Genomic DNA, 13,375 nt, shown 5'->3' with positions numbered 1-13,375 from the left:
GCGAAACGACCGATAACGACGGTTTGCCGATTGCCGATCCCCGGTGGTCGGTGCGTCCCTGATCACCGACATGCGGGGCAACGACGTTCCGCGAGGGGCCGCAAGGCCCTGACGCCGACGACGGGGTCGGCGACTGTTTTGGACAACGACGTCCGGAGGGGGCTCACGCCCTCGCCGGGCGTTTTTTTTTGGCCTTAAGGGGAAGAGGCATGAGGACGAAGAGGGCCGGGCTGACGCTCGGCGCTGGGCTCGCGGCGCTGCTGTGGGCATCGGGAACACACGCCCAGACGACAACGCAAGGCACGCCGCCGGCCGCCGAGCCGGAAGCCGTGGCCGAGGCGGCCGAGCCGCCGCCGCCCGCGCCGCCGCCGACGTTCAGTGAACAGGTGCTGGCCGGCAAGCCGATCCTGGAGGTGCGCTTCCGCTACGAGGGTGTCGACCAGGCCAACCTGCGCGACAGGGCCTCGGCCTATACGGTGCGCACACGCCTTGGCTGGGAGACCGGCGATTTCCACGGCCTCAAGGGCCTGATCGAGTTCGAGGATGTCCGCCAGGTCGGCCCCGAGCACTATGCGGTCAACGTGCCAGGGGCGACCACGCCGCCGCTGAACGGCGCCGACAAGGCCCGCTATCCGATCGTCAACGACCCGGACGTCACCGAGGTCAACCGCGCCCAGGTGACCTGGACGCCGGGCGCGGCGCTGCAGGTCACGGCGGGGCGCCAGCGCATCGTGCTCGACGACCAGCGCTTCGTCGGCGGCGTCGCCTGGCGCCAGGACGAGCAGACCTTCGACGGCGTCCGCGCCGACTTCGCCCTTGGCCGGGTGAAGGGGACCTACGCCTATCTCACCCACGTCAACCGCATCCTGGGCGAACTGCGCGACTGGGACAGCGACAGCCATCTCTTGAACGTCACCTGGTCGCCGGCCGAGGCGCTGCGGCTGCAGGGGTTCGTCTACGCGCTGGATTTCGGCAATTCGCCGATCAACTCGTCGATCACCAAGGGCGCCAAGGCCTCGGGCAAGACCTGGCTTGGGCTCTACCAGGTGGCCTATGGCGCGACCTTCGCCCGCCAGAGCGACTATCACGGCAACACGCCCAGCTATGATCTCGACTACTGGGCGGGCGAGGTGGCGGGGACCTTCGACATCTACACCGCCCGCCTGGCCTACGAGCAGCTGGAAGGCGACGGCACGCGGGGCTTCACCACGCCGCTGGGCACGGTTCACGCCTTCAACGGCTGGTCGGACTCGTGGGTCTCGCCGGGCGGCAACAAGAGCTTCGCCGACGGCCTGCAGGACCTGAACGTCGGCCTCAACGTCAAGCCGCGCTTCAAGAAGACCTACTTCTTCAACAGCGATCTGCTGGTTCGCTACCACGACTTCGACGACCAGCGGACCGGCGCCGACCTCGGCCACGAGTGGGAGGTCCAGCTGACCGCGGCGATCACGCCCAAGCTGACCCTGCTGCTGAAGTACGCCGACTTCCAGCGCGAGACGACCGTGCCGGCCGGGACCCTGGCCCCGCCGGCTTCGCGGACCAAGGCCTGGTTCTCCCTCGAATACAAGCTGTGAGCCCGATCATGACCAAGACCGACAAGACCGCCCAATCGGGCGTCTCCATGGGCGTTTCTCGGCGCACGGCCCTGATCGGGGCCGCCGCCACCATGGCCGCCGTCAAGGCCGCGTTCCCGGCGGGAGCCCACGCCGCCGGCGCAGGGCCGGAAACCGCCAAGGCGCGCCTGGGCTTCATCGCCCTGACCGACAGCTCGCCGTTGATCATCGCCAAGGAGCGGGGCTTCTTCGCCAAGCACGGCCTGCCCGACGTGGAGGTGGTCAAGCAGGCCTCATGGGCGGCCACGCGCGACAACTTGGTGCTGGGCTCGGGCGGCGGCGGCATCGACGGGGCGCACATCCTCTCGCCCATGCCGCTGCAGTTCACCCTGGGCGTCCAGACCGGCGGCAAGCCGCTGCCGATGTACGTGCTGGCCAGGCTCAACACCAACGGCCAGGCGATCTCGGTCGGCAACGACCTGAAGGCCGTGAAGGTGGGCCTGAGCGCCGCCGGAGCCAAGGCCAAGTTCGCCCAGCTGAAGGCCTCGGGAAACATCGCCAAGGTGGCCATGACCTTCCGGGGCGGCACCCACGACCTATGGGTCCGCTACTGGCTGGCCGCGGCCGGCATCAATCCCGACCTCGACGTCTCGACCATCGTCATCCCGCCGCCGCAGATGGTGGCCAACCTCAAGGCCGGCACCCAGGACGCCTTCTGCGTGGGCGAGCCGTGGAACGGCCAGACGGTCAACCAGCGCATCGGCTACACCGCCACCGCCACCAGCGAGCTCTGGATGAACCATCCGGAGAAGGCGCTGGGCATGCGGGCCGACTGGGTCGACCGCTATCCGCGCGCCGCCCAGGCCCTGACCGCCGCCGTGCTGGAGGCCCAGATGTGGTGCGACAAGCCGGCCAACAAGGCGGCCATGTGCTCGATCGTCTCGGGGCGGCAGTACATCAACGTGCCGATGGGCGACATCCTGCCTCGCCAGCAGGGAACCATCGACTACGGCGACGGCCGCAAGGTCACAGGCTCGCCCCACGTCATGAAGTTCTGGGCCGACAACGCCAGCTTCCCCTTCAAGTCGCACGACCTGTGGTTCGTCACCGAGAACATCCGCTGGGGCGTGATCGGGCAGGGGGTCAACAAGCAGGCCCTCGTCAACAAGGTCAACCGCGCCGACATCTGGCGCGCGGCCGCCAAGTCGATCGGCCAGTCGGGTCCCGCCGGCGACAGCCGCGGCCCCGAGCGGTTCTTCGACGGCAAGGTGTTCGATCCGGCCAATCCGGGCGCGTACCTCGCCAGCCAGCCCATCAAGAAGCTCGCCTGAGGAGGGGATCCCCCATGACCTATCCCAAGCCCGACTTCGCCGAGGCCGCGCCCGTCGCGGCCCCCGTGAAGGCCTCGGTTGCGGTCCCGCCGCCGGCGGCTGCGAAGAACCCTGGAGGGAGCGGCCTTGGTCGCAGGGCGGGGGCGGTGGCCGCCGTCGTCCTGCCGCCGGCGCTGACCGTGCTGGTGATCATGGCGCTGTGGCAGGGGCTGTCGGGCGACTCCTACGAGGGCCTGCCGTCGCCCTCGCGCATCTGGCTGGAGTCCAAGGAGCTGATCGTCGATCCGTTCTACGACCGGGGCGGGGTCGACAGGGGCCTGTTCTGGCATGTGCTGACCAGCCTGAAGCGCGTGGCCTTCGGTTTCTCGATCTCGGCGGTGGTCGGCATCGGTCTGGGCGTGCTGGTCGGCGCCAACCGCTGGGCCCACCGGGGGCTGGATCCGATCTTCCAGGTGCTGCGCACCGTGCCGCCGCTGGCCTGGCTGCCGATCTCRCTGGCGGCCTTCCACGAGGCCAATCCGTCGGCCCTGTTCGTGATCTTCGTCACCTCGATCTGGCCGATCGTCATCAACACCGCCGTCGGCGTGCGCAACATCCCCGAGGACTATCGCAACGTCGCCCGCGTGCTGCGGCTGTCGCCGATCGAGTACTTCTTCAAGATCCTGCTGCCCGCGACCACGCCCTACATCTTCACGGGCCTGCGCATCGGGGTGGGCATGAGCTGGCTGGCCATCGTCGCCTCCGAGATGCTGCTGGGCGGCGTCGGCGTCGGCTTCTTCATCTGGGACCAGTACAACGCCTCGCGCATCTCCGACATCGTCGTGGCCCTGGCGTGGGTGGGCCTGACGGGCTTCGCCCTGGACCGCATCGTGGCCCTCCTGGGCCGCATCGTCTCCCGCGGCGACGCGGCGAGCTGAAAAGGGAAAGATCATGGGCAAGGCCTATCTCTCCATCGAGAACCTGGGCGTCACCTTCGGGCACGGCGCGGGGGCTTCCGAAGTGCTGCGCGGCGTCGAGCTGCAGGTGGCCAAGGGCGAGTTCGTCTCGATCATCGGCCATTCGGGCTGCGGCAAGTCCACGCTGCTGAACGTGGTGGCGGGCCTGGTTCCGGCCTCCACCGGGGCGGTGATCCTCGACCGCGAGGCCGTCAGCGCGCCGGGGCCGGAGCGGGCGGTGGTGTTCCAGAACCACTCGCTGCTGCCGTGGCTGTCGGTGCGCGAGAACGTGCAGCTGGCGGTCGACAAGGTGTTCGCCGGCAAGAAATCCGCCGCCGAGCGCCGCGACTGGACGCTGCACAATCTCGACCTCGTCAAGATGACCCACGCCAGGGACAAGCGGCCGTCCGAGATCTCCGGCGGCATGAAGCAGCGCGTCGGCATCGCCCGGGCGCTGGCCATGCAGCCCAAGGTGCTGCTGCTGGACGAGCCGTTCGGGGCGCTGGACGCCCTGACCCGCGCGCACCTGCAGGACAGCGTCATGGAGATCCAGGCCAGCCTCAACAACACCGTGCTGATGGTCACCCACGACGTCGACGAGGCGGTTCTGCTGTCGGATCGCATCGTGATGATGACCAACGGCCCGCGCGCCACGATCGGCGAGGTGCGCCCGGTGGAGCTCGTTCGGCCGCGCGATCGCCTGGCCGTGGCGGAGGACGCGTCCTACGTCCATGCCCGGGCGGCGGTGATCGAGTTCCTCTACGCGCGGAGAGCGGCTTAGGCCGCCAGCTGCTGGCGCAGGTCGGCCAGCGTGCCTTCGATGTGCTCGGCGAGCAGCGCTTCCACCCGCGCCGCGTCGCCGGCCTTCCAGGCGTCGAGGATGGCCCGGTGCTCGCGGCTGGCGCGCTCGTCGCGGCCCAGCGGCTCCAGATGCAGGCGCACATAGCGCTCCGACAGGATCTGCAGGCGCTCGACCAGCTGGCTGGTGACATGTCCGCCGGGGCGGACCAGGGCCATGTGGAAGGCGCGGTTGCAGGTCACGTGGTCGCCCTGCGGCTTGCCCAGCTCGGCTTCCAGCGTCGCCAGCGCGCTTTCGGCGTGGGCGTGGTCGTCGGGGCCGGCCTTCAGGGCCGCCTCGGCCGCCGCGCCAGGCTCCAGCCGCAGGCGCAGGGCGAAGACCTCGCTGGCCTCCTCGGTCGACGCCGGCCGGACGACATAGCCCTTGTTGGGGTACGAGCTCAGCAGCCCGTCCTGCTCCAGGCGGCTCAAGGCCTCGCGCAGCGGGATCTTGGAGACCCCCAGTTCGGCGGCGATGGTGTCCTGCCGCACCGCCGCGCCCGGCGGCATGTCGCCCGTGAGGATCCTCCGTCGCACGATCTCGTAGGTCTGATCGGACAGGGTGCGGACGACGATACTCATGCGTTGCGAACTGGCCCCAGTCGGCGCCCCCGCGCCGAAACAAGCCCCGTATACCAGATTGGGCCGGGACCCGGATTAAACCTCGGTCATTTCAGACCACTTGGAAACCCGCCCAGAACGGATCCTCGCGGTCGATCCAGAGGGTGTTGAATCCCGTGGCGATCGCCGAGCCCTGAACCGAGGGAATGATCGCCTGGTGATCGCCCAGCACCGTCTTGGCCTCCACCCGCCCGACGAAGCGGCTCTTGATGTAGCTTTCGTGGACGAAGGCCTCGCCGACCTCGAGGCGGCCGGTGGCGAAAAGGTGCGCCAGACGCGCCGAGGTGCCGGTGCCGCAGGGACTACGGTCGATGGCCCGATCGCCGTAGAACACCGCGTTGCGCCCGTCCGCGCCGTCGCCGGCGGGGGCGTCGGCCCACAGCACGTGGCTGACCCCGCGGATCGTCGGGTCCAGCGGATGCACGGGCTCGACCTGCTCGCGCACCAGGGCGCGCACGATCGGGCTCAGCCGCAGGATCTCGGCCGCGCCCAGGGCGTCGACCCCGGCATAGGCCCCCTGCGGCTCGACGATGGCGTAGTAGTTGCCGCCGTAGGCGACGTCGACGCTGAGCGGGCCAAGGCCCGGAACCTCGATCCGGATCCCGGTCGCGGCCAGATAGCTGGCGACGTTGCGGATCGTCACCGAGGTCACCTTCGCGCCTTGGGTCTCGTAGGCGATGTCGATGACCCCGGCCGGAACCTCCAGCCGCAGACGGCCGGGTTCGCGCGGGGTGATCAGGCCGTTCTCGAGGGCGAAGGTGACGATGCCGATCGTGCCGTGGCCGCACATCGGCAGGCAGCCGCTGGTCTCGACGAACAGGATGCCCGCGTCGCAGTCGGGCAGGGTGGGCGGGTAGAGGAAGCCGCCCGACATCATGTCGTGGCCGCGCGGCTCGAACATCAGGCCGGTGCGGATCCAGTCGAAGCGGGCCAGGAAGTCCTGCCGCCGCTCGCTCATGCTCGCCCCGCGCAGCAGCGGCGCGCCGCCGGCGACCAGCCGCACGGGGTTTCCGGCGGTGTGGCCGTCGATGCAGAAAAAGGTGTGGCGCATGGCGTCTCCGGGAACCGGCGGGGCTGTCGGGGTCAGGTGTGTCAGGCCGCCTGGGGCTTGGCCAGGGCCGGCCGGCTGGCGGCGGCCTCCTCGACCATGGCGACCACCTGGGCCCGGCGGGCGCCGGCCAGAGGCAGGCGCGGCATGCGCACGCGTTCGGAGCCGCGGCCCATCATCTCCTCGGCCAGCTTGATCGACTGGACGAGGTCGTGCTCGGCGTCGAGGTGCAGCAGCGGCATGAACCAGCGGTAGATGCGCCGCGCGGTTTCCAGGTCGCCGGCCTCGACCGCCTCCACCAGGGCCACCGACTCCTGCGGGAAGGCGCTGGTCAGCCCCGAGACCCAGCCCTTGGCGCCCAGCAGAAGGCCCTCCAGCGCCACGTCGTCCAGCCCTGCCATCAGCACGAAGCGCTCGCCGAAGGCGCGGGAAAGGTCGGTGAAGCGGCGGGTGTCGGGCGCGCTTTCCTTGACCGCCACGATGGTCGGCTCGTCGGCCAGGCGCGACAGCACCTCCAGGCCGATCGAGACGCGGTAGGCCGGCGGGTTGTTGTAGAGCATGATCGGTAGGCCGGAAGCGCGGGCCACGGTGCGGAAGTGGGCCTCCAGTTCGGCCTCGGTGGGCACATAGACCATGGCCGGCAGGGCCATCAGCGCGGTCGCGCCGATCGCCTCGGCGTCGCGGGCGAAGGCGGCGGCGCGCGGCGTGGTCAGCTCCGAGCAGCCGACGATGATCGGTACGCGCCCGGCCACCACCTCGACGGCGGCCTTCAGCAGGCCGCGCTTCTCGTCGGGCTCCAGCGAATTGTTCTCGCCGCAGGTGCCCAGCACGACCAGGCCATGCACCCCGTCGCGCACAAGATTGTCGAGCACTCGCTGGCTGGCGTCATGGTCCACCGACAGGTCGGGCTTGAACTGGGTGGTGGCGGCGGGGAATACCCCGGTCCAGCGCATGGGGCTCATTGCTTTGCGGCTCCTGTTTCGTCATATCGTATACGATATTAAGCTGAGGGACGTGGCAAGGTATGAAGGCGGCTGGAACGGCGGTGATCGGCGGCGGGATCGTCGGGACGGCCTGCGCGCTCGCCCTGCGCCGCGCCGGCGAGGACGTGCTGTTGATCGACCCGCGCCGGGACCCGCCGCCGGCCTCGTTCGGCAACGCCGGCCACATCGCCGTCGAACAGGTCGAGCCGCTGGCGTCGCCGGCGGCCCTGGCCTCGGCCCCGCGCCGGCTGTTCGGCCTGGGCGGGGCGCTGGATTTCCGCCTCGCCGACGCCGGGACCTGGGCGCCGTGGGTCGCCCGCTATGTCGCCGCCAGCACCGTCGAACGCGCGGGCAGGGGCAGGGCGGCKCTGAGAGGCCTGCTGGCGGACGCCTTGCCGGCCTGGCGGCGGCTGGCCGCTTCGCTGGGACGCCCCGATCTCGTCATCGAGCAGGGCCACGTGGTGGTCTGGGAGACCAGCGACGCGGCCCGCAAGGGCCTGGCCGCCTGGCGCGCGGCCGACATCGGGACGGCGAGCCTGTCCACCCTCGACGATGCGGGCCTGCGCCGCGTCGCCCGCCAGGTGAAGCCCCCGCTGGTCGGCGGCGTGCGCTTCGACGGCACGGCCCAGGTCAGCGATCCGGGCGAGGCGCTGCGTCTGATGGGCGAGGCGTTCGAGGCCGAGGGCGGCCGCCGGCTGGTCGCGAGCGTGGCCCGCCTGGCGCCTGCCGGACGCGGCGTGCAGGCCGTGCTGGACAGCGGCGAGCGCGTGGCCGCCGGCCGCATCCTGGTCGCCGGCGGGGTCGGCTCGGGACCCCTGATGCGAAGCCTTGGCCATGTCGCGCCGGTCATCGCCGAGCGCGGCTATCACCTGGAAGGCGGGGCCGGCGGCTGGGCCGACCTGCCGCCGGTGGTGTTCGAGGACCGCTCGCTGATCCTCACCCGCTTCGGCGACCGGCTGCGGGCGGCCAGCTTCGTCGAGTTCTGCCGCGACGGCGCGCCGCCCGACCCGGCCAAGTGGGCGCGCCTGCACCATCACCTGGCGGCGCTGGGCATCTCGCTGCAAGGCGAGGTACGGCAATGGTCCGGCGCGCGGCCCACCTTGCCCGACTACCTGCCGGCCATCGGCGCCAGCCGGCGGGCCGATAACCTCTACTACGCCTTCGGCCACCAGCACCTGGGGCTGACCCTGGCAGCGACCACCGGCGAGATCACGGCCCGGCTGATGGCCGGCGAGCCCGTCGACCTGGCTCCCTTCGACCTGGACCGGTTCGCAACCGGTCGCGACAAGACCATGAGGAAAGACGCATGACCCTGGGCGTGGGCGGATCGACCATGGCCGCCGAACTGGCCGACCTGTCGCCGCGCGCCGGCCGGCCGCCGGCCATCGCCGCCGCCGAGTACGAGGCGCGGCTGGAGAAGGCGAGGGGGCTGACCCGCGCGCTGGGCGCTGACGCCCTGCTGATCGGGGCCGGCGCCTCGCTGCGCTATTTCACCGGCGTGCCGTGGGGCGCGACCGAGCGGCTGGTCGCCCTGCTGCTGCCGGTGACCGGCGCGCCGGTGATGATCTGCCCCGGCTTCGAGCTGGGCTCGCTGCAGGCCGACCTGAAGATCGAGGTCGAGATCCGCCTGTGGCAGGAGCACGAGAGCCCCGCCGCCCTTGTCGGCCGGGCGCTGGCGCAGCTGGGCGCCGACGTGCTGGCGCTGGATCCGGCCGCGCCGTTCTCGCTGTTCGCGGCCCTGCGGCAGGCCGCGCCGTCGCTGTCGGTCAAGGACGCCGGCCCGGTGGTCGACGGCTGCCGGGGCGTGAAGTCGCCGGCCGAACTGGCGCTGATGCGCTACGCCAAGGCCATCACCCTGGACGTCCATCGCCGCGCCGGCGCGGTGCTGGCGCCGGGCGTGCGGGCCAGCGAGGTGAAACGCTTCATCGACGAGGCCCATCGCGCGGCCGGCGGCGGCGGCTCGACCTTCTGCGCCGTGCAGTTCGGCGAGGCCACGGCCTATCCGCACGGTCTGCCCGGCGACCAGGAACTGGCCGAGGGCGACCTCGTGCTGATCGACACCGGCTGCCAGGTCGAGGGCTACCAGGCCGACATCACCCGCACCTACGTCTTCGGAACGCCCGGCGACGAGCACCGCCGCATCTGGGAGATCGAACACGAGGCGCAGGCCGCCGCCTTCGCCGCCGTCCGTCCCGGCCTGCCGTGCGAGGCTGTCGACGCGGTCGCCCGGCGGGTGCTCGAACGCCATGGCCTGGGCCCCGACTACGCCCTGCCGGGCCTGCCGCACCGCACCGGCCACGGCATCGGCCTGTCGATCCACGAAGGACCCTACCTGGTGCGCGGCGACGCGACGCCCCTTGCGCCGGGCATGTGCTTTTCCAACGAGCCGATGATCGTCATCCCCGGCCGCTTCGGCGTGCGCCTGGAAGACCATTTCCACGTCACCGAAGACGGGGCGGCCTGGTTCACCCCGCCGTCTCCGTCGATCGACGATCCGTTCGGCCTGCGGGCTCGGTAGTCCTTCCCCTCTGGGAGCGGCGGCCCGGAGGGCTGGAAGGGGAGGTCCAGCCTATTTCAGCCCGAGGGTGACCGGGTTGGTCGTGCGCACCAGGGCCCGGGGCGGGGCGTCCTGGGAGGCCACGGTCTGTTCGGCGGCCTTCTCGGCGGTCACCGCCTGGCCCTGGGAGTCGACGAAGGCCGCGGTGATGCCGCGGGCCGACATCGCGGCGACGGCCTGCGCGCCGGTCAGGCCGCGCACCTCGGGCATGGGGGCCGCATCGTCGAGGGCGGTGGGCGGCGGCACGGGCACGATCTTGAAGGTCAGCTTGGCCGCGCCGCTGGCCTGGAAGGCGTAGCGCTGCTGGAAGGCCGCATCGACGGGGGTGACATAGGTCCGCGCCTTGCCGATCGCGGCGACCTGGCCCGACGTGCCGGCGCTGCCGTCGGCGCCGCCGGTGCCGCCGATATGCATCGAGACCTGCACTTCGCAGGTGGTCTCGGGCAGCACGTAGAAGGTCGGCTGGTAGCCGATGGCGCGCAGGGCCTCGACGCCCTCGTCGCCGTCGCTCTCGTACATGGCCAGGGTGGCGGCCAGCGAGGCGTGGTCGAGCGCCGCCTGGGCCTCGGCCACCCCGCGGCCGACGGCGGCGATCACCTCGCCCAGCGGCGTGGCCAGGCTTTCGCTGAGCAGGTCGGAGGCGTCCTGGGCCATGGGTCAGGCTCCCTGTTCGTCGGCGAAGATGACCATCACCCGCGCGCCGCGGGCGATGATGGATCCGGCCCCGGGCGACTGGACCATGGCCTGGCCGGGGGCGACGGCCGGGTTGAGGCCGCGCGGGCCGGTGCTGGCCTCCAGCACCAGGCCCACCGAGGTCAGCACGCGGCGCACCGCGCTTTCGGTCAGCTGCAGCACGTCGGGCACGCGGGGGCCGTCGTCCTCGCTGGCGACCTTCTCGGGAATGAACTGGAACTTCAGGTCGCTCAGCGAGTCCTGCGGCAGGGTCTTGAGGGTGTCGGCGTCGAGGAATTCCATGCTGCCGCTGTCGCGCAGTATGCCCTTGGCGCTGACCTGGATCGCGCCCAGCGAAAAACCCGTCGGCTTCAGGGTCTTCTGGGCGCTGTCCAGCTGGGTGGCCATGGTGGTGGCCAGATCGGTGACCGCCACGGTTCGCAGCGTCGACGCGACGGCGGGGTTGATCACGCCGGCCGTGGTCCCGGCCGTCGTCCCGCCGGTGGTTCCCGTCGTCGGATCCGGCGTGCGCGTGGCCTTGATGTCCTCGATCTCGAGGTCCTTGGCGACCAGGGTGGCGCGCAGGCCGGAGATCTCCTTCTCCTGCTCGGCGACCACCCGGCTCCGCTCGACCAGCTGGGCGTCGCGGCCGGCCAGTTCCTGGTCGCGTTGCGCCAGGCGGGCGTTGCTCTTGGCGGCGTCGTCGGCGGCCTGGGCCCTGACGGCGGCGATCTGGGCGTCACGCTCGCCCAGGGCCTTGGACTGGCTCGCGATCTGCACGTCGCGGGCGGCCAGGTCCTGGTCGCTCTTGGCGCGGGCGGCGGTGATGTCGGCCTTTTCGGCGCGCAGGGTGGTGATCTGGGCGTCGCGCTCGGTGATCTGTTTCGACTGGGTCGAGATCTGGGCGTCCCGCGCGGCCAGATCCTGGTCGTTCTTGGCCAGCCGCGCGGTGAAGGTCTTGGTCGTGTCGTCGACCGCCTGGGCGCGGATCGCGGCGGCGTCGACCGTCGGCGTCGCGGCGATGGCCGCGTCGGTGGCCACCACCCCGCCGATCGGCGCGGCCGTCCGCAGGGTGCGGGCCGACAGGGTGCGGGCGATCACCGTCTCCTGCACGGCCAGGCGGCGCACCTGCCCGAAATCGATAGCCAGGGCGCCGGTGCGCGCGTTGCGGGTGAATTCGGGGCTGGCCGAGATCACGCCGGCGCCCTCGACCAGCCGGAAGGCCGGGGCGAAGGGCAGGGTGTCGTCGGCGATGGCTCCCGCGCCCTTGGCCGTGCCGGCCGCGTCGGTCTTGGCGTTGGAGGCGCTGGCCCAGGCGCCGGTCTTCAGGTCGAACAGCTGGACGTCCAGCGACGCGCCGGCCGCGACGGCGCCGTCGGCGTCGGTCAGCCGGGCGGTCCAGGAGAAGGCGGTGCTCATCCGACTTCCTCCATGCCGACCACGCCCCGGCCGCTATAGGCGCCGATGGAGGCGACCACCACCACGACCGCGCGGGCGGGCTCCTTGGCGATCGACAGGGCGGCTACCGCGCGCCCCTCGGCGTCGGTGCACAGCAGGGCCTGCTGCAGCCGTGTTCCAGGCTGGCGCACGAAATTGGCCACGCCCCGCGCCGCCGACAGGGTGGCGCTGGCGGCGTCGTCGATGTTCAGCTCGACCGGCTGGCCGGCCAGCACCTCGCCGGCGCTGTTGGTGACCACGACCGACAGGTTGGCAAGCCCGCCGATGTTGCCGCCGCCCGAGACGGCGATGCGCGGGGTGGGCAGGCCCTCGCCCGGCGGGGTGGCCACGAGGCGGCCGCTGATCGTGCTGCTGACCTGCTGGTTGGTGCTGTTCTGGTCCTTGGCGGTGAACAGCAGGGCGATGGGCCGCCCGCCGCTGTCGGCCTTGGTCTGCATGTCGACCTTGATCGAGAAGTCGAGGAACGGCAGCTGGTAGCCGCCGATGGGCGCGCCGCTGGCGTCGACCTTCGGGCCGCTGTTGAGGGCCAGCTGCGCCTCGCGCACACCTTCAGCGAGGGCCACGAGCAGTTCCTCGATCGAATTGCCGACGAAGCGGCTTTCGGCCGGCATCAGGCGTCTCCCTCGGAACTGTCGCGGGACTCTTCGGAGCGCTTGGCCTTCAGGCGCTCCAGGGCGCGGTCGCGGCGGGCGTCGTCGCGGGCCTCGTCGGCCTCCTTCAGCTCGCGCACATCGCTGGCCATCTCGCGCAGGCGGTCGGCCTTCTCGGCGTAGTCGGCCAGTTCGCCGACCGCGACGCTGAGCTTGCGGGCCGTCTCGCGCACATAGGGATCGGCGCGGCCCAGGCCCGGGATGCGCTCGCGGGCCCGTTCCACCCAGTCGCTGGGAATGGCGTCGCGGGCGCTGTCCAGCGCGCGTTCGGCGGCGGCATAGGCCTTGCGGCCGCGGCTGACCATGTCGCGGGCCTTGGCCAGGCGCCGGTCGAGGGGATCGCTGGCCGACGCCGCGCGCGGCCGCTGGTCGACGCCCTGCAGGGCGCGGCCGGCGTCGCGCAGGCCCCGACCGGCCTCGGCCAGAGAAGCCAGCCGCCGCGACGGCTCGGTGGAGGAGGCGGGTTCCCGGCGGGCGGCGATCCGTTCCCACGGCGCCTCGCGCGGCGTGGCCGCCGGGCGTTCCCAGGCGGCCTCACGGGCGGGCGCGGGCGGGCGCTCGAAGATCTCGGGCGTGGTGAAGCGGCGCAGGTCCGGCGTCAGCTCGCCGGGGGTCGGTCGCGCCTGCTCGCCCGGCGTGGCGCGCAGGCCCTCGCCAGGCGTGGTCCGCAGGGCGTCGGCGGCCGTGCCGCGCAGGGCGGGCGGCAGGGCCGGCGGATGCGGGTCGGGTC

At 71.8% G+C, this 13,375-nt stretch carries 13 protein-coding genes; 6 read left to right on the top strand and 7 right to left on the bottom strand.

All coding sequences use genetic code 11. The features are described from left to right. Positions 1-209: 209 nt before the first annotated feature. Genes AC1DCG_RS15445 through AC1DCG_RS15430 form a run of 4 tightly spaced genes read left to right on the top strand, consistent with a single transcriptional unit; the run spans position 210 to position 4,600 of the window. Entirely contained in the window at positions 210-1,574 is a 1,365-nt protein-coding gene (locus AC1DCG_RS15445; protein WP_477036715.1) for an alginate export family protein, read from the top strand. A gap of 8 nt (positions 1,575-1,582) precedes the next feature. After that, positions 1,583-2,884, top strand: a complete 1,302-nt coding sequence (locus AC1DCG_RS15440) for a CmpA/NrtA family ABC transporter substrate-binding protein (RefSeq protein WP_477030751.1) — start codon at positions 1,583-1,585, stop codon at positions 2,882-2,884. A gap of 14 nt (positions 2,885-2,898) precedes the next feature. Then, positions 2,899-3,801: a nitrate ABC transporter permease gene (gene ntrB, locus AC1DCG_RS15435; protein WP_477030750.1), complete on the top strand. Its 903-nt coding sequence runs from the start codon at positions 2,899-2,901 to the stop codon at positions 3,799-3,801. A 13-nt stretch (positions 3,802-3,814) separates the two neighbouring features. After that, complete coding sequence (locus AC1DCG_RS15430) at positions 3,815-4,600, top strand: ABC transporter ATP-binding protein (protein WP_477030749.1); 786 nt, start codon at positions 3,815-3,817, stop codon at positions 4,598-4,600. On the opposite strand, the gene AC1DCG_RS15425 is transcribed toward AC1DCG_RS15430, so the two are convergent. From AC1DCG_RS15425 to AC1DCG_RS15415, 3 genes are all read right to left on the bottom strand, one after another. After that, positions 4,597-5,238: a GntR family transcriptional regulator gene (locus AC1DCG_RS15425; RefSeq protein WP_165259979.1), complete on the bottom strand. Its 642-nt coding sequence runs from the start codon at positions 5,236-5,238 to the stop codon at positions 4,597-4,599. The genes AC1DCG_RS15430 and AC1DCG_RS15425 overlap by 4 nt on opposite strands. Before the next feature lie 91 nt (positions 5,239-5,329). Then, entirely contained in the window at positions 5,330-6,328 is a 999-nt protein-coding gene (locus AC1DCG_RS15420) for a 4-hydroxyproline epimerase (protein ID WP_477036714.1), read from the bottom strand. Between the two features lie 41 nt (positions 6,329-6,369). Next, positions 6,370-7,287: a dihydrodipicolinate synthase family protein gene (locus AC1DCG_RS15415; RefSeq protein WP_477030747.1), complete on the bottom strand. Its 918-nt coding sequence runs from the start codon at positions 7,285-7,287 to the stop codon at positions 6,370-6,372. A 62-nt stretch (positions 7,288-7,349) separates the two neighbouring features. On the opposite strand from AC1DCG_RS15415, the gene AC1DCG_RS15410 reads away from it, so the two are divergent. Next, entirely contained in the window at positions 7,350-8,618 is a 1,269-nt protein-coding gene (locus AC1DCG_RS15410) for an NAD(P)/FAD-dependent oxidoreductase (RefSeq protein WP_477030746.1), read from the top strand. Then, positions 8,615-9,826 (top strand): M24 family metallopeptidase, encoded by a 1,212-nt coding sequence (locus AC1DCG_RS15405; RefSeq protein ID WP_477030745.1) that lies wholly within the window; start codon positions 8,615-8,617, stop codon positions 9,824-9,826. The genes AC1DCG_RS15410 and AC1DCG_RS15405 overlap by 4 nt, the downstream gene beginning before the upstream one ends. Before the next feature lie 51 nt (positions 9,827-9,877). On the opposite strand, the gene AC1DCG_RS15400 is transcribed toward AC1DCG_RS15405, so the two are convergent. From AC1DCG_RS15400 to AC1DCG_RS15385, 4 genes are all read right to left on the bottom strand, one after another. Further along, positions 9,878-10,519 (bottom strand): hypothetical protein, encoded by a 642-nt coding sequence (locus tag AC1DCG_RS15400; protein ID WP_165259988.1) that lies wholly within the window; start codon positions 10,517-10,519, stop codon positions 9,878-9,880. 3 nt (positions 10,520-10,522) lie between these two features. Further along, positions 10,523-11,956: a PASTA domain-containing protein gene (locus tag AC1DCG_RS15395; RefSeq protein WP_477030744.1), complete on the bottom strand. Its 1,434-nt coding sequence runs from the start codon at positions 11,954-11,956 to the stop codon at positions 10,523-10,525. Further along, entirely contained in the window at positions 11,953-12,606 is a 654-nt protein-coding gene (locus tag AC1DCG_RS15390) for a hypothetical protein (protein WP_477030743.1), read from the bottom strand. The genes AC1DCG_RS15395 and AC1DCG_RS15390 overlap by 4 nt, the downstream gene beginning before the upstream one ends. Then, the coding region (locus AC1DCG_RS15385; RefSeq protein ID WP_477041538.1) for a hypothetical protein at positions 12,606-13,375 on the bottom strand (770 nt) is incomplete at its 5' end. The genes AC1DCG_RS15390 and AC1DCG_RS15385, both read right to left, overlap by 1 nt.

This window comes from Caulobacter sp. 10L414 (assembly GCF_056395525.1).
This window is presented reverse-complemented; position numbering and strand designations above follow the sequence as displayed.